The following is a 15,474-nucleotide window of genomic DNA, read 5'->3' as shown; positions in this document are numbered from 1 at the left end:
ACGATAAACGGCCTATTCAAAGCTGAGGTCATTCATCGCCGTGGCCCCTGGCGCAGCTTTGAAGCCGTCGAATATGCCACCCTCGAATGGGTCGACTGGTTCAACAATCGCCGCCTGCTGGAACCTATCGGGAATATCCCGCCCGCTGAGGCAGAAGCAAACTTCTATGCTGCTATGGAACGATCAGATATGGCCGCGTAACTAAGACAATTCAGCCTCCGGCAAACCCGGCGCGGTTCACAGAGCAGTGACGCCGGACCCTTACGAAGGTCGGCAAGCGCGCCTTCGAAGGCAAGCGCTCAGATAAGAGGATTTGCGCGCTTTGACTGCGGTGCGTTGTGCTTTGTAGCTTCAGCCGGCATTGGGAACAGCTATTTTATGGAACTCATCTGGGCAGCCGGAAAGATCCCGAAATTTCGTCTCGGCGGGGAAGGGCCGGTTTGAACTACAATAGCATTTCCGAGAGCAAAGCGCGCAGTTATACCCCTGAGACGCGCAGAACCGGACCTGCCGCATAATTCCCGCTTGCGCCAATCAACGCGCCAGCCAATGGTTGTTCGGACAGTTCTTGCGCGGTGAGAAAGCGCCGCTGGCTGGTAACGAACAGCGTGTTGTTGCCGGGTCCACCCCAGATTGGCATGGTTGGCCGACGGACTGGAAGTTGAACCCGTTGAAGAATGGTGCCTGTGCTTGGGTCAACGCGGATCACCTGACCGGGGCCGACGATGGCAATCCACAGCATGCCGTCGCTATCCATGCTCATCCCATCCGGATGATCGCCCTCGGGAAAGGTCAGGACGGGTTTTCGCTTGATCACATTGCCATCGACGTCAAGGCTCAGGTGTTCCAGCGTTCGGGTCGGTGTGTCCGTGAACCAAATTGCGTCTGCGTCTGGGTCGCCCAGAATTGCGTTGGGAATGGCAATGTCGCTTAAGACCTTGGTCACGGTGCCGTCGATATCCCGTCGAAAGAGGCCTCCGGTGGGGATACCGCGCCCGGACATGTCCATTGAGCCAAACCACAGCCGTCCCTGGCGGTCTGGCTTGCCGTCGTTCAGGCGTCGGGATGGCGCATCGGCTTCGGTGTCGCTGAGGCGTTCCCAGATCATCGTTTCGGGGTTTAACGCAACGAGGCCGTTTTCCAGGCCCAAGATCAGGCGTCCGCTTTCGGCAAGTGCGATGAGCCCGCATTGGGTGGGCAACGGAATGGCGCGATCTTGACCATCCGGCACGTGCTGCAATAGCCTTTGACCTTGGATGTCGAGCCACCAAAGGCAGCCGCGCGCCGCATCCCAAAGTGGCGTCTCGCCCGTCAGGGCCATGGCGCTGTGGCGTGGGGTGAAGTCGAGCTTTTGGTGGGTCATGGTCGTTCCAATTTGACACGGACAGGGGGCAGGCCGGTCACGCCGGGCCTGAGTTCGATCAGCCGCCCGGACAGAGGCGCAATATCATTGTAGCCGGGGGGCAGCCGCAAGTAGGTCGAGGTCACGAACAGGCTTCCCATATCCGGGCCGCCAAAGGTCAGGGCGGTCGGCATTGGGACCGGCAACGGGACATGCGCCAAGAGTTGACCGTGCGCATCCAGACGAATGACGGACCAGCCGCCACGCATGGCGACCCACAGACAATCCTCGGCGTCGATGGCCAGACCTGCCGGTTGCCCGATCTCGTCTGACCCGACGAACAGTTCATGGCGCGCGCAGGGCATGCCATCATCGCCAAGATCATAGGCCACAAGAACGGCATGTCCTGCGGTGGGGTCCTGCTCGGTCAGATAGGCGCGCCGCCCATTTTGGCTGAAGACAGTGTTCTTAGGTAAGTAGATTTCCGAGACGATGATGTCCGCCGACAGATCCGGGCGAATCCGGTACAGCGTGCCGCTTTTTTCCAGATTGTCCAACGGCATCGTGCCGGTCCACAAACAGTGCTCTGCGTCAACGCCCACCGTATTAAACCGGTTTTCCGGACGGTGGGATTCTGGATCAACCAACGGGGTTGAAAGGCCGGTGCCGGGATGGAACAAAGACAGGCCGTTTTCGCCGGTCAGAAGCAACTCTTCATCAGTGGTCAATGCAAGGCCACCGGTCAAACCTTCAAGGAGGATGCGGCCGTTTGTGCCGTTGCCCACATCGAGCCAACGCAGGGCGGGGGCCAAGACGTCGAGCCACCACAATCGTCCCGTGGTGGCGCACCAACTGGGGCTTTCTCCGACATAATCACGGCCAGTATCGCGGACAGTGCCGCGGAACGGCGCATCGGGACGGGGCGCGATGACCTGTTCATTCAGGCGTTGCGTCAGCCCCACATGATGCGAAGCGCGGCGGGCTGCCTCGCGGATGGTTTGGCCGGCCATGTGCAACGCATCGGGGTGGGTTCCCGCAGGGTCGAACTGACAGCACAATGCGCCAACCACGGTGCCGTCGCCGTCTCGGACTGCCGCGGCCACGAACAAAGGGTCGCCAAAGCCGGCAACATAACCCAAGGCGCGGGCCTTGCTGATGACGCGCTGAAGGTCGGCGGACCACTCATTCTTGCGCCCCGCTGGCTGTGCCGCCAGAATCGCTTGTCCCGGAGGGCTGTCCAGCAGGCCTAAACGGGGCCAAACCCGAACCGTACGTCCGGCAGGATCTGCCGCATCCAGTACGAAAACCGAGTCGTCATCACTGACATACAGGCAGCACGGCACCCGCAGGACCTGTGTCAGGCGCGACATCTCGGCCTGACAGGCGCGTACGGTCGCATCGCGATCCAAGGCGCCGCGCGCCAGTGACATGACCGTCGCGCCAATGGCGTATCGCCGTGTTTGCCGATCATAGCGAATAAGTCGCCGCGAACGCAGGGCAGACAGCAGGCGATGGACGGAGCCCTTTGATAACCCTAGATGATCTTGGATTTCCTTGAAGCTGAGCGGGGCAGAGCGTCCCAGCAATAGCAGCAGGTCAATGCCGCGGGTCAGCGACTGCGCGCCCGGCACATCCTCGGTCTCGGTCAGGGGGTCATCAATCTGCATTTGGAAAATTCCCTGCTCATCTAACGGGGCGACCTTAGCGCACGGATGTCACATATAGAAAGCAGATTTATCTCAATATCGCATGTTGACACGTTTTGAATATCGTTTCACATTGTGGGAACGGAGGACGGAATGACCCACGCCATTACAATTTCTGAAGCCACGCTTTGGCAGGCTGCCGTGTCGGCCAAGACCACGTGGTTGTTCCTGTGTTTGCGCGATAGCGCTGGGTGCGAAGGGTGGGGCGAGGCCACAAGTTTCGGCAATGAAGCCGAGATTGTTGAGCTGGCCGGTCACTTGTCGAAAGTCTTGAAGCAAGCCCCAACCCGGGGTGTGCAGGAGCTGATCGCGACGCTGCGCCAAGCTGAAATTGCGCCGGGCCGCAGGGCATTGTTCAGTGCGCTGGAGCAAGCGGGTCTGGATCTGGCCGCGCGTCGCGCCAACCTGCCATTGGCCGAAATGCTGGGCGGCGCGCTACAAGCCTCCGTGCCGTTCTATGCCAATATTAATCGCGGAATTCAGGATCGCAGCCCGGGCGGATTTGCGGCGCAAGCCCGCCATATCGTGCAGGCGACCGGTGCTTGCGCCGTCAAGATCGCGCCGTTTGATGGCTACCGCTGGGATCGTTTGGATTGGTCTGAGCGGCGGGCAGTAATGCAGGTTGGATTCGATAGGGTAGCTGCGGTCCGGGCTGAGCTTGGCACCGATGCCGATGTTTTTGTCGACTGTCACGACCGGTTTGATCTTCAAGGTGCCCGGCAAGTGGTGGCCGAGCTGTGCCGTATGGGCGTGGTTTGGATCGAAGATCCGACGGCAATGCATCTGATCACGCCGGATGACCAGCGGCGTCTTCGCGCGGCATGCCATGCGGGCGGTGCCCGGTTGGCTGGCGGGGAAGCTGTTACCAATACTTGGCAGATGGCTCAGTTGATTGCCCAAGGCGGACACGACGTTGTCCTGCCTGATCTGCGCCTGACGGGCCTTCAGGAAGGCGTCGCCATGCTGCGTTTGGCTGCAGCGTCTGGCGTCGGTGCCAGCTTGCACAATCCCGTCGGTCCGGTCCTTGATGCGGTGTCGGTCGAAGTTGCGGCAAGCGTACCGGCTTTCTTAATTCTGGAACGACAGATCGGCGAATCCGAGATGACCGCCCGCATCCGGCCGAACGCTGCATCGGTAAACGATGGACGCGTCGCGTGTGCCAGCGGGGCTGGTTTCGGTTTCACACCAGCCGCTGAGGCATTGGAACTTTCACAAGTCACGTCAGCCAACCGATTGGCCAGCTTCCTCGGCACGCCCGGTGCTGGCCCCGACGCATGACATCATTAGACAGGACATCCGCTATGATCGCCGATAACGCCTTTTCTGGCCGCACCTCGCTTGTGACGGGTGCCAGCCGCGGTATCGCGGCGGCCATCGCCCTTGGTCTTGCCAAGGCGGGATCGCGGGTGGCAATCAGCTATTCGGCGCGCGCTGACGAAATGGCAGGCCATGCCGGAGCCGCCGACCGTTTGGTCGAGCAGATCACCGCCAGCGGCGGCACCGCTGTCGCCATTGAAAGCGATATCGCGCAGGCCGGTGCCGCGCAGGCCTTGGTGGCGGAGTGCGAGCGCAGACTTGGGGCGCTTGATACTTTGGTTTTGTCCGCCAGCGCCCAAATTAACAAAGCCTTCTGGCGTCAGACGCCCACAGATATCGCGGTGCAACTTCAGGTGAATATTACCGCCAACATCGCTCTGTTGCAGGCAGTTTTGCCGTCGATGCAGGCCGAAGGCTATGGCCGGATCGTCACGATCGGTTCGGTGCAAGAAGTTGCGCCCAGCCCAGAGATGCCGATTTATGCCATGACGAAGGCGGCCTTGCGCAATCTGATCGAAAACCTTGCGGTGCAATGCGCCAGCGATAACGTGATGATCAACAATATCGCGCCCGGGCTGATTCAGACCGATCGCAACGCCTTTCGTCGCGAGGATCGGAACAGCTGGGAAGAGTTTATCCGCAGCGCCAATCCCGCAGGACGGGCAGGGGTGCCGGATGATATTGTCAAACCCGCCCTGTTTCTTCTGGCGCCTGACAACACCTTCACGACCGGAAGCACCGTCTATGTCGCCGGTGCCGCCCAAATCGCCCGGCCCGGTAGCGATGCCGCGCCACGTGTACGGGACACGCTTGAAGCCGCATCCTGACACCAAACTACGCTCTGTAAACTAGGGAGGATTCATGTTTACTCGATTCTTAAAAACGGCCGCCGTCGCAGCCCTGCTCAGCCCGCTCGGCGGACTGGTCCACGCAGATGACTACCCGTCACGCAATATCGAGATGATGTTTCCATGGGGGCCGGGATCGGCTTTTGCCATGGCTCAGATCATCACCAACGCCATGGGCGAAGAACTGGACACCAACATCACCGTGGTCTCGACCCCGGGTGCCGCAGGTGTGAAGTCTTTCAACACGGTGCAAGACGATGACGCTGACGGATACACGCTTTTGGACGGATGGGTCGCGCCGCTGATCCTGCAACCCCTCGCAGGAAATACCGAGTTCACCTATCAGGATTTCACGCCGCTGTGGTCCGCGACCCGCGTGCCGTTCGCGATTGTGGTCCGCAAGGATGATGAGCGGTTTCCCGATTACGCGACGTTCATTGAGTACCTGAAGGAAAATCCCGGCAAAGCCCGCTATTCCAGCGGCTCCATCGGGAACATTCCGCACATGGTGATTGCAAAGCTGCTGCAAACTGAAGGCGTCTATGCCCGCAATATCCCGTACCCGCAGGATGGCGATGCGTTCAAGGATCTGCGCGGCGGTCTGTTGGATTTCAGCTTTAACGACCCGATCACGTTCCAAAGCAACAAAGATGCCTTTAAGACCCTTGTCGCGTTCACCAACGAAGACGACGTCGCCGCAGCCTATGACGATGAGACCCAGACCTTGGATGATCTCGGCTTGGATATCGGTCTGACCGGTTTGGCCCCATCGGGCTGGAACTGGTTCCTGGTTCACAAAGATACGCCGGATGACATTGTTGCGACCTTGAATACTGCCATGGAAGCGGCATTGCTGCGCCCAGATGTTCAGGAAAAACTGAAAGCCGCTGGCTTCCTGCCGACGATGTATTCGCCGGATCAGTATGAAGAAATCGTGGGTCCGATTGGCGATCAGATTGCCGCCGCAAAGGATGCGATCGCTTGGGAAGCTGAGCAGTTGAAAAAGTAATCGACCCCAATGAAAAAAAACCGGCCATCCCAGTTCTGCTGGGGCGGCCTTGGCTTGGTGAGGGCGCATGATGAGCGACAGTGAACTACGCAAGGACGACACGACCGCCACGACCGTCGCGCGGGTGGCGGCCGGCGAATGGATCGCGCTCGGCGCTTTCGTTGCGCTGGCCCTGTTCGTCCATCAGCAAATTCTGGGGCCGCTGACCGACGCTGGCTATGCCGATGGGGATGCGGTGAATAACGCCGCGTTGTTTCCCCGGCTTATAGCCAACTTGATCCTTGGGCTCTGTGCCATTCAATTCGTGCAACTGTTGCGCCGCCGGGTGCAGCTGAGCGCCGAATTTATGTATGACGCGCCCCGGGAAAACGCGCTGCGGTGCCTTGTCGGGTTCGGTATTCTGGTCGGCTATCTGCTGGGTCTACCTGTGTTGGGGTTCTATCCAGCAACCGTGCTGTTTCTGCTGGCCATGTTTCTCACTCTCAAAACACGTCCTGTCTGGATCGCCGCACTTGTGGCCGTGTTGCTGACCTTGGCGATCGGTTTTGTGTTCGAAGAACTGCTTCGGGTCGTTCTGCCGCTCGGCCGTTTCGGGCTAACCCTGTAAGGATACGCACATGTTCGATATTCTTCTGTCCGGTCTGGATAGTTTTCAGTCATGGCAGGTCATCGGCGGCGTGCTGTTCGGCACCGTTGTCGGCATGATCGTGGGGGTCCTGCCGGGGCTTGGGCCGCTGATCGGGATCATCCTGATGTTGCCGTTGACGTTCCATATGGAACCGGTCGCGGGCATGGGGCTGCTCATCTCGATATTCGTGGCCGGGTCCTGTGGCGGGGCGATCTCCGCCATCGTGCTGCGCATTCCCGGCACGCCCTTGGCGGCGGCGACGTTGTTGGATGGATACCCGATGGCGCGCAACGGCCGCGCGGCCGATGCCATCGGTCTGGCCATTGCGGCCTCGTCGATCAGCGGTGTTCTGGGCGGCATTGTCATGATCTTCGGTGCGCCATTGTTGGCAAGCGTCGCGACCAACTTTGGCCCGCCGGAATATTTTGCCCTTGCGATTACTGGACTGCTGTCGATTTCAGTCGTCTCTGACGAAAGCACGGTTAAGGGATTGATGACCGGTGCGCTTGGGGTGCTTTTGGCCATGATCGGGAGCGACCCGTTGTCCAACGCGGCCCGGTTCACCTTCGGCACCAATGCGCTGTCGGGCGGCATTCACATTGTTGCGATCATCGTTGGACTGTTTGCGCTGTCGGAGGCTGCGTTCCAGATCATCGAAGGCGGGTATCGCAAGAAGCCAGACGTGCAGCCGGTGCGGATCTCCTTGCGGTCGATTAAGATGACCTTGCGACACTGGCGCAATCTGCTTCGCTCCAGTGCGATTGGGGTGTTCTTTGGGGCATTGCCCGGCGCCAGTGGCATCATCGCGTCGTTTACCGCTTATGCCATCGCTCGCGGGCGGCCACTTGCCGGGGATGCCGAGTTCGGTAAAGGCGCCGAGGGCGGCGTCGTTGCCACGGAGTCGGCGAACAATGCGGCCTGTGGCGGGGCGATGATCCCGACGCTGGCCTTGGCTATCCCGGGCGATGCGGCCACGGCCGTTCTGCTGGGCGCGCTGCTTCTTCTCGGTCTGGTGCCGGGGCCGCAGATGTTTGCCCTGAGCGGCGACGCCGTTGGCGGGATTTTCTTGGCCTTCTTAGTGTCGAACGTGGTGTTGTTCTTCGTGGGTATTCTGATGACACCGCTCTTCGTGGCTGTCCTGAAACTACGTAAGCAATACCTCGTGCCAACGGTCCTGCTGTTGTCGATCGTCGGCGTCTATTCTGTTCAGTCACGGGTGGACGATCTGTGGGCTATGCTGGTGTTCGGGATGCTTGGTTTTGGCCTGCGCCGCTATGGCTACCCGCTTGCGCCGATTGTGATCGGGTTGATCTTGGGGCCGATCGCTGAAGGCAGCTTCCGGCGCACGCTGTTGTTTTCCGATGATGGCGCTTGGTTCATATTGGAGCGGCCCATCGCGACTACGATCCTTGCGATCGATTTGATCGTGCTGATCTTTGCGCTTACGCCGAAAAAGACGCGCCAACAGATCTTCGGTTGGATGATGTCCCGGTCGAGCTGACAGGTTCAGACGGTCGCGGCATCCCATTCGGTCGGTGCAGGCGTCCCGATACCCGGTGTCAAACCCCAGTCACCAGACCCAATGGTCAGGCGTCCTCACGGCGCCTGACTGGCCCGTTAGTGGTGCTGACACAGAGAGACGGGTGCAAGATCCTCTTCGTCGCAGGTGAATTCCTGGGCGAGGGATGCCAGGACGGATTCCACATCCGGCAAGGCGTCTTCGCGGCCCTTTTTTCGACGCAGTTTGCGGGCCAGTTTCGATCCCTTTAACGCCGTTTCTTCGGTCAGAATCAGAAACGCCATCTCTTGCAAGCGGTGAAGAATGATTTCGGCCATATCCGGAGAAAGCTGGTCCAACAGATCATCTGGCTGCCGGCAACTTCCCAGAAGGTCCTTCAGGATTGGGCCATATGCAGCGGCTTCGGCTTGCCCGAGGCACATATCCGTGACCTCTTCCAACTCTTTCAGAAACGCATTGAGAGAGCCGTAGGCGGTTTGCGATGACAGTCCGGTTTGTCGGGTGATCGACAGGACGTCACGATCGATTGCGCCGCATTGCAGAACCAGTCCGTCAAGGGTCAACTCTGTCTGGCGCGGCACGTTCAGCGCCGCTTGAAGGCCGATGATTTCCGCGAACAGCACCAATTGGACCAACTCAGCGGCAGCAACCTCGCACGAGATGCGCGAAATGCCGTTTTGTTGGCTAGCCGTGTAGCTGAGCGACAAGCGCGCACTGCCGTCGGCGCGCATATCCAAGGAGAATCTATTCGTTTTCATGGCGGTGGTATACGGCCTTCAAACCGGTCTGCAAGATCCCAGATGTGTCGTGCACAGCCTTATCCGGGCTGCGACCGCCATCATTCAGCGTCCGTCGCCGAGCGTATCGACGTGATCGCCGAGCAGTGTAGAAGACTAGTAATATGCCACTGGAAAAGTGGCGGAGAGACAGGGATTCGAACCCTGGGAACCCGCAAAGGCTCAACGGTTTTCGAGACCGCCCCGTTCGACCACTCCGGCATCTCTCCGCGTCGTGGCTTGGCGCCGTTTAGACAATGCTCTGTCCCTGTGCAACCACTTTTCGGCGGCGGCGCGGTGATCCGTTGTATTTTCTTTTCCTGTGCCGCATCCTTCTGAGATGACGTGGAGGATTGATGCGTATTTTTCTGATGATTGTGCCGCTGATGTGGGCGTTGCAGGTGGCCGTTACGCGTGCCGCCGAGACGGAAGAGACCTTATTTGAGGTTCTGCAGGTGTCGCGCCTGCTGACCGTGCTTCAGGCCGAAGCGGTGGCCTCTGGACTGGACTTGGCGATGGATATGTCCGGCAGTGATGCGCGCGATCCAGGCTGGCGCGAGGTCGTCGCCGGGATCAACGATCCCGCCGTGGTCGGGCCGCGAATGCTGGACGATTTTAGCGACGCGCTGCCTGATGAAAACTTGCCCGCGATTCTAGAGTTCTGGCAAAGCCCGGATGGACAGGAGATCGTGGCGCTTGAGATGTCCGCCCGCGAGGCGTTGCTTGATCCCGATGTTGCGGCCCATGTCATGGAACGATTTGATGGCGTCGCCGAAGACGGCACCGCGCGCACCGCGCAGTTGCAGGAATTTATCGCGGTCAACAACCTGATCGAGAGCAATGTTCTGGGGGCAATGAATGCAAATGCCGCGTTCCTGCGTGGTTTGCGGCAGGGGGCGCCTTTGCGGGATCTCGCGCCAGGAACCGATTCCGGGATTCTCATGGAAGTGTGGTCGCAAGAGCCAGAGATTCGTTTGGCGACGGTCGCTTGGCTCTATGGGTATTTGTCGCTGGCGTATCAGCCGTTGTCTGATGACGACCTGAACGGCTATATTGCGTTTTCGGCCAGTGACGCGGGGCAGGCCTTCAACGCGGCCCTGTTTTTAGCGTTTGATCGGATGTTCGTCCGCACCTCACTGGAGACAGGGGAGGCCTTGGCCCGCCATCTGACCTCAGAAGACATATAATCACGGTCCCGAAGCTTGACTTCGGCCCTTGTTTCGTTGATATGGCGGCTTCCGGATTGGCCGGAACTGAAAGAATTCGCCGTAAGGCGCGCTGTCCCAGGTGCGGAACCCCGCGAAATTTCACAAATATGTGGAACCGAAGGATGCGAAGATAAAAGGAAATACCGATGTTTGCGGTTATCAAAACCGGCGGCAAGCAATACAAGGTCCAAAGCGGCGATGTGCTGCGCGTGGAAAAACTTGAAGTTGCTGCTGGTGACAAGATCGAATTCAGCGAAGTTCTGATGTTGGGTGGCGACGAGGTTGTTGTTGGCAGCCCGCTGATCGCTGGCGCCTCGGTTAAGGCCGAAGTGATCGACCAGATCAAGGGTGAGAAAGTCATCCATTTTGTGAAGCGCCGCCGGAAGCATTCGTCGCAGCGCACCAAGGGTCACCGTCAGAAGCTGACACTGGTCCGCATCACTGACGTTGTGGCAACGGGCGCAGCAGCCCCGGCCGCCGCAGAATAAAGAGGAGCACGACAGATGGCACACAAAAAAGCAGGCGGTTCATCCCGCAACGGTCGCGACTCTGACGGACGCCGCCTTGGCGTCAAGAAATACGGTGGCGAAGCCGTCATTCCTGGCAACATCATCGTGCGTCAGCGCGGCACGAAGTGGTGGCCGGGTGAGGGCGTTGGCCTGGGCCGTGACCACACCATTTTTGCAACCTCGGAAGGCGCTGTGAAATTTCACACCGGCCTGAAGGGTCGCACCTTTATTTCGGTTCTGCCAGTGGCTGAGGCCGCTGAGTAAGCCGAACCAAAAGAGTGATGGAACACTTGGGGGATCGGCGGAAACGCCGGTCCCCCTTGCCGTTTTCGGCAGGATTATTGCAAAGGCGCCGTCTGTTGCCAATCTTAGGGCGCCCTTTACCGATCCTGTGGCAAAGGGGCGGCGCCAATCTTGATTGGTGAGGCGTCATCGCCATCTATTGTTTATGGGTTGCCGTCTGAAGGCGGGGGCACCTACGGGTCTAATTTCACGCCCACACGGGCACGGAAAGATTTGACGTAAAAGGCATTCAAATGTCGTTTTTGGGAGGAAACACATGATCCAAGAGAAAATTGTCAATCAGGTGACCATTCCGACAGAGCGGATGCATCTAAGGCCGCTGCGTCGGTCCGACGAAGGCTTGCTGTCTTTGTATTTCGGGGACATCCGGGTGGCCTCTCAGACGCGGGCGATTCCGCATCCGCTGCCGCCGGGGGCAAGTGCGGCATTTATCGACCGGTCGTTGCAGTCGGACCGGAAAGAAGACGTCTGGGCGATGGATGGCACCGAGGCAGGGCTGGCCGAATTGCTAGGCATCGTGACCTTGCAACGGTTGTCCCCTGAGCGGTCGGAAATCGGTTATTGGGTCGCTCCGGCGTTCTGGAATGCCGGATACGCGTCAGAAGCCGTGGTCGGCTTGCTAGAGGCGAACCCGCAAAATGTGCGCACTGTCTTTGCGGAAGTATTTCAATCGAACCCGGTTTCGGCCCGGGTGCTGAGCAATGCAGGGTTTGATTATATCGGCGATGCGGAAGCTTTTTCCGTGGCGCAAAATACCATGGTGTCGACCTGGACTTATCTGCGTCGACTCACGGCCTAGTCTGGAATGGGTTAAGGCGCGGGACGATTGGTCCCGGGCCCGGCAGGTCGAAGCCGCATTGAGTCTTTGCTGACTTCCGACTAATGGGGTCATCCAACACAAGGGTCCTGTCATGAAATTTCTCGATCTAGCCAAAGTCTATATTCGCTCGGGCGGCGGTGGGTCGGGTGCGGTCAGTTTCCGGCGCGACCGCTATGTCGAATTCGGCGGTCCGGATGGCGGCGATGGCGGGCGTGGGGGCGATGTGATCGCCGTGGCGGTCGAAGGACTGAACACGCTGATCGACTTTCGCTATCAGCAGCATTTTCTCGCCAAAAGCGGGCAGGGCGGGATGGGCAAGCAGCGCACCGGCGCCAGCGCCGATGACATCATCCTGAAAGTCCCGGCCGGAACCGAAATTCTGGACGAAGACGAAGAAACGGTGATTGCAGATCTGTCGAATGTCGGAGATCGCGTTTTGCTGGCCAAGGGCGGCAATGGTGGCTTTGGCAACCTGCATTTTAAATCCTCGACCAATCAAGCCCCTCGTCATGCCAATCCCGGTCAACCCGGGGTAGAGCGGACGATCTGGCTGCGGCTGAAACTGATTGCAGACGCCGGATTGCTGGGCTTGCCGAACGCCGGAAAATCCACCTTCCTTGCTGCAAGTTCGAATGCCCGTCCTAAAATTGCAGATTATCCATTCACCACCCTTCACCCGAATCTGGGTGTGGTCGGGGTGGATAATGCCGAATTTGTCATGGCAGACATTCCGGGTTTGATTGCCGGGGCCCATGAGGGCAAGGGAATCGGTGACCGGTTTCTTGGCCATGTGGAGCGCTGCTCGGTTCTGTTGCATCTGATCGATGGCACCTCCGAAGACGTGGCCGGTGATTATCAGACGATCATCACCGAACTAGAGGCCTATGGCGGGTTGCTGGCTGACAAGCCGCGCGTCACCGCCTTGAACAAGATTGATGCGCTGGATGACGAAGAACGGGCAGAGGCGCGGGCGGCCTTGGAAGAGGCCTGCGGCGCACCGGTTCTGATGATGTCCGGGGTTAGCCGCGAAGGGCTGGTCGAAGTGCTGCGCGCGGTGCGGGGGCGGATCGAAGACGACAAGTTGCGGTTCCGAACCGCAAATGATGAGGATGAGACGTGGCGTCCCTGACCCAAGCTCGCCGTCTGGTCGTCAAGATCGGATCGGCCCTTTTGGTAGATCGCGAGACAGGCCTTCGGGTCGATTGGCTGCGCAGCCTGTCCGCAGACTTGTTCGACATGCGGCGCCGCGGCGTCGATGTGGTGGTGGTGTCGTCCGGGTCGATCGCGTTGGGTCGCCGCGTTCTGGGCCTGCCGGACGGGCCTCTGCCGCTGGAGCAGTCCCAAGCTGCTGCCGCCGTTGGGCAAATCCGTCTGGCTCGGGCCTATGAAGAGGTTTTGGGTCCGCATGGGTTGACGACGGCGCAGGTTTTGCTGACCTTGGAAGACAGCGTCAATCGTCGCCGCTATTTGAACACGCGGGCCACGTTAGGACAGCTTCTGGCGTTGGGCGTGATCCCGATCGTGAACGAAAATGACACGGTGGCCACCGATGAAATCCGTTTTGGTGACAATGATCGGTTGGCGGCTCAGGTTGCCGCGACCATCGGTGCCGATCAACTGGTGCTGCTCAGTGACGTGGATGGGCTTTATACGGCAAATCCCGGGTTGGATCCGACCGCGAAACGGTTTGATGTGGTCGAACAGATCACACCTGAAATCGAAGCGATGGCCGGCGAGGGGATTTCTGGTCTGTCGCGCGGCGGGATGGTGACCAAACTGATGGCGGCGAAGATGGCGATGGGGGCCGGGTGTGCGATGGTGATCGCCAAGGGTGCCGAAGATCGCCCCTTGAGCGGGTTGATGTCGGGGGCGCCTTGTACGTGGTTCCTGCCAGATACTGACCCGCAGCAGGCGCGCAAACGCTGGATTGCGGCGATGAAGACCCGCGGTCGGTTGGTGATCGATGACGGTGCCGCGCAGGCGCTCCGCCAAGGTAAGTCGTTGCTGCCAGCGGGAATACGGTCTGTGACCGGCAGTTTTGGTCGCGGCGACCCGGTTGAAATTGGCGATCGGACCGGCGCGGTTCTGGGCAAGGGGCTCAGCCGGTATACTGCCGACGAAGCCCGGGTGATCAAGGGGCGCCAGTCCGGCGAAATTCTTGATCTTCTGGGCTATGCGGGCCGTGCGGCCCTGATTCATAGGGATGACATGGTGCTATGAGCGACGACATTTCCACTTTGATGGCAGGGCTTGGCGCACGGGCGCGGGCCGCATCGCGCGAGATGGCCTTTGCGCCGTCCGAGGTGAAGACCGCAGCTTTGCTGGGCGCAGCGGATGCCGTCGAGCGGCGCAAGCCCGAGATTCTGGCGGCGAATGAGAAGGACATGGCGTTCGGGCGGGACAAAGCTCTGACGGATGCGATGCTCGACCGGTTGAAGTTGGACAGCGCTCGGATCGATGCCATCGCGGCTGGGCTTCGGGCGATTGCGGCGCAGGACGATCCGGTTGGCGCGGTTCTGGAGGAATGGGACCAACCCACCGGCATTCACATCCGCCGTGTCCGAACCCCGCTTGGCGTCATCGGTGTGATTTATGAAAGCCGTCCTAATGTCACCGCCGATGCTGGTGCGCTGTGCTTGAAAGCTGGCAATGCGGTGATTTTGCGCGGCGGGTCGGAAAGCTTTCACAGTTCGACGGCGCTGCATGCCTGTCTGATTGAGGGCGTCACGGCTGCGGGACTGCCCGCAGATGCGATCCAACTGGTGCCGACCCGGGACCGGGCTGCCGTGTCCGAAATGCTGACGATGACCGAGTCCATCGATGTGATTGTTCCGCGGGGCGGGAAGGGGCTGGTCGGGCTGGTGCAGCGCGAGGCCCGTGTGCCGGTCTTTGCCCATCTTGAAGGCATTTGTCACATCTATGTCGATGCCGACGCGGACCCTGCCAAAGCGCGAGATGTCATTCTGAATGCCAAAACCCGGCGCACTGGAATTTGTGGCGCGGCGGAATGCCTGCTGGTGGATCGTGCCTATTTTGACCGTCATGGTGCGCCGTTTTTGACTGATCTGATTGCCGCCGGGGTCGAGGTTCGTGCCGATGAGATCCTGCAATCAGTGCCCGGAACGGTCCAAGCGTCAGAGGATGATTTTGGCCGGGAGTTTCTGGACATGATCATCGCGGCGCGAATCGTCGATGGTGTGGATGCGGCGATTGCTCATATTCAGGAATTTGGCTCGAACCATACAGACTGCATTCTGACGGAAAATGGCGCGGCGGTAGATCGGTTTTTCATGCGCTTGGACAGTGCTATCCTGATGCACAATGCGTCGACCCAGTTTGCGGATGGCGGTGAATTTGGTATGGGCGCTGAGATCGGTATCGCCACCGGGAAAATGCACGCGCGCGGACCCGTTGGGGCCAACCAGCTGACAAGTTTCAAGTATCTGGTGACCGGAGACGGCACTATCCGTGCTTAAAGGCGATGAGGTA

The 15,474-nt window shown here is 59.6% G+C and carries 16 protein-coding genes and 1 tRNA gene; 13 read left to right on the top strand and 4 right to left on the bottom strand.

The window, feature by feature from the left end:
• A partial coding sequence (locus tag BV911_RS03600; RefSeq protein WP_139840022.1) for an IS3 family transposase occupies positions 1–201 on the top strand: 201 nt, incomplete at its 5' end.
• A 277-nt stretch (positions 202–478) separates the two neighbouring features.
• Here BV911_RS03600 and BV911_RS03595 read toward each other — a convergent pair.
• Together BV911_RS03595 and BV911_RS03590 are read right to left on the bottom strand one after the other, a co-directional pair.
• Positions 479–1,363: an SMP-30/gluconolactonase/LRE family protein gene (locus tag BV911_RS03595; RefSeq protein ID WP_086052213.1), complete on the bottom strand. Its 885-nt coding sequence runs from the start codon at positions 1,361–1,363 to the stop codon at positions 479–481.
• Positions 1,360–3,009 (bottom strand): SMP-30/gluconolactonase/LRE family protein, encoded by a 1,650-nt coding sequence (locus BV911_RS03590; protein WP_086052212.1) that lies wholly within the window; start codon positions 3,007–3,009, stop codon positions 1,360–1,362. The genes BV911_RS03595 and BV911_RS03590 overlap by 4 nt, the downstream gene beginning before the upstream one ends.
• Before the next feature lie 132 nt (positions 3,010–3,141).
• On the opposite strand from BV911_RS03590, the gene BV911_RS03585 reads away from it, so the two are divergent.
• The 5 genes from BV911_RS03585 (at position 3,142) to BV911_RS03565 (ending at position 8,351) form a co-directional block, all read left to right on the top strand.
• On the top strand, positions 3,142–4,326 hold the full coding sequence (locus BV911_RS03585; protein ID WP_086052211.1) for a mandelate racemase/muconate lactonizing enzyme family protein: 1,185 nt from the start codon (positions 3,142–3,144) through the stop codon (positions 4,324–4,326).
• A 23-nt stretch (positions 4,327–4,349) separates the two neighbouring features.
• Positions 4,350–5,192: an SDR family NAD(P)-dependent oxidoreductase gene (locus BV911_RS03580; RefSeq protein ID WP_168183968.1), complete on the top strand. Its 843-nt coding sequence runs from the start codon at positions 4,350–4,352 to the stop codon at positions 5,190–5,192.
• A gap of 34 nt (positions 5,193–5,226) precedes the next feature.
• Complete coding sequence (locus tag BV911_RS03575; RefSeq protein WP_086052209.1) at positions 5,227–6,222, top strand: tripartite tricarboxylate transporter substrate binding protein; 996 nt, start codon at positions 5,227–5,229, stop codon at positions 6,220–6,222.
• Positions 6,223–6,292: 70 nt separating this feature from the next.
• On the top strand, positions 6,293–6,829 hold the full coding sequence (locus BV911_RS03570) for a tripartite tricarboxylate transporter TctB family protein (protein WP_168183967.1): 537 nt from the start codon (positions 6,293–6,295) through the stop codon (positions 6,827–6,829).
• Positions 6,830–6,839: 10 nt separating this feature from the next.
• Positions 6,840–8,351 carry a tripartite tricarboxylate transporter permease gene (locus tag BV911_RS03565; RefSeq protein WP_086052207.1) on the top strand — a complete coding sequence of 504 codons (1,512 nt, stop codon included), beginning with the start codon at positions 6,840–6,842 and terminating at the stop codon, positions 8,349–8,351.
• Positions 8,352–8,467: 116 nt separating this feature from the next.
• Here BV911_RS03565 and BV911_RS03560 read toward each other — a convergent pair whose 3' ends face one another.
• Together BV911_RS03560 and BV911_RS03555 are read right to left on the bottom strand one after the other, a co-directional pair.
• Positions 8,468–9,127, bottom strand: coding sequence for a hypothetical protein (locus BV911_RS03560; protein ID WP_139840021.1), 660 nt, complete (start codon positions 9,125–9,127; stop codon positions 8,468–8,470).
• 158 nt (positions 9,128–9,285) lie between these two features.
• Positions 9,286–9,375, bottom strand: a tRNA-Ser gene (locus tag BV911_RS03555).
• Between the two features lie 126 nt (positions 9,376–9,501).
• Here BV911_RS03555 and BV911_RS03550 point away from each other — a divergent pair.
• The 7 genes from BV911_RS03550 to BV911_RS03520 all read left to right on the top strand — a co-directional run bounded on the left by BV911_RS03550 (position 9,502) and on the right by BV911_RS03520 (position 15,461).
• Positions 9,502–10,332, top strand: coding sequence for a hypothetical protein (locus BV911_RS03550; protein WP_086052205.1), 831 nt, complete (start codon positions 9,502–9,504; stop codon positions 10,330–10,332).
• A gap of 167 nt (positions 10,333–10,499) precedes the next feature.
• A complete protein-coding gene (gene rplU, locus BV911_RS03545; protein ID WP_086052204.1) occupies positions 10,500–10,841 on the top strand; it encodes a 50S ribosomal protein L21 in 342 nt (113 codons plus the stop codon).
• Positions 10,842–10,856: 15 nt separating this feature from the next.
• Positions 10,857–11,126, top strand: coding sequence for a 50S ribosomal protein L27 (rpmA, locus tag BV911_RS03540; RefSeq protein WP_086052203.1), 270 nt, complete (start codon positions 10,857–10,859; stop codon positions 11,124–11,126).
• Between the two features lie 295 nt (positions 11,127–11,421).
• On the top strand, positions 11,422–11,964 hold the full coding sequence (locus BV911_RS03535) for a GNAT family N-acetyltransferase (protein WP_086052202.1): 543 nt from the start codon (positions 11,422–11,424) through the stop codon (positions 11,962–11,964).
• Between the two features lie 112 nt (positions 11,965–12,076).
• On the top strand, positions 12,077–13,114 hold the full coding sequence (gene obgE / locus BV911_RS03530) for a GTPase ObgE (RefSeq protein WP_086052201.1): 1,038 nt from the start codon (positions 12,077–12,079) through the stop codon (positions 13,112–13,114).
• Positions 13,102–14,205 carry a glutamate 5-kinase gene (proB, locus tag BV911_RS03525; protein ID WP_086052200.1) on the top strand — a complete coding sequence of 368 codons (1,104 nt, stop codon included), beginning with the start codon at positions 13,102–13,104 and terminating at the stop codon, positions 14,203–14,205. Before obgE ends, proB begins: the two co-directional genes overlap by 13 nt.
• Positions 14,202–15,461, top strand: coding sequence for a glutamate-5-semialdehyde dehydrogenase (locus BV911_RS03520; protein WP_086052199.1), 1,260 nt, complete (start codon positions 14,202–14,204; stop codon positions 15,459–15,461). Before proB ends, BV911_RS03520 begins: the two co-directional genes overlap by 4 nt.
• The last annotated feature ends 13 nt before the right edge of the window (positions 15,462–15,474 follow it).

It is taken from the genome of Pseudoruegeria sp. SK021, from assembly GCF_002119405.1.
In the GTDB taxonomy this organism is placed as follows: Bacteria; Pseudomonadota; Alphaproteobacteria; order Rhodobacterales; family Rhodobacteraceae; genus Meridianimarinicoccus.
Note: the sequence above shows the minus strand (reverse complement) of the source record. Positions and strands in the feature narration are given on the sequence as shown.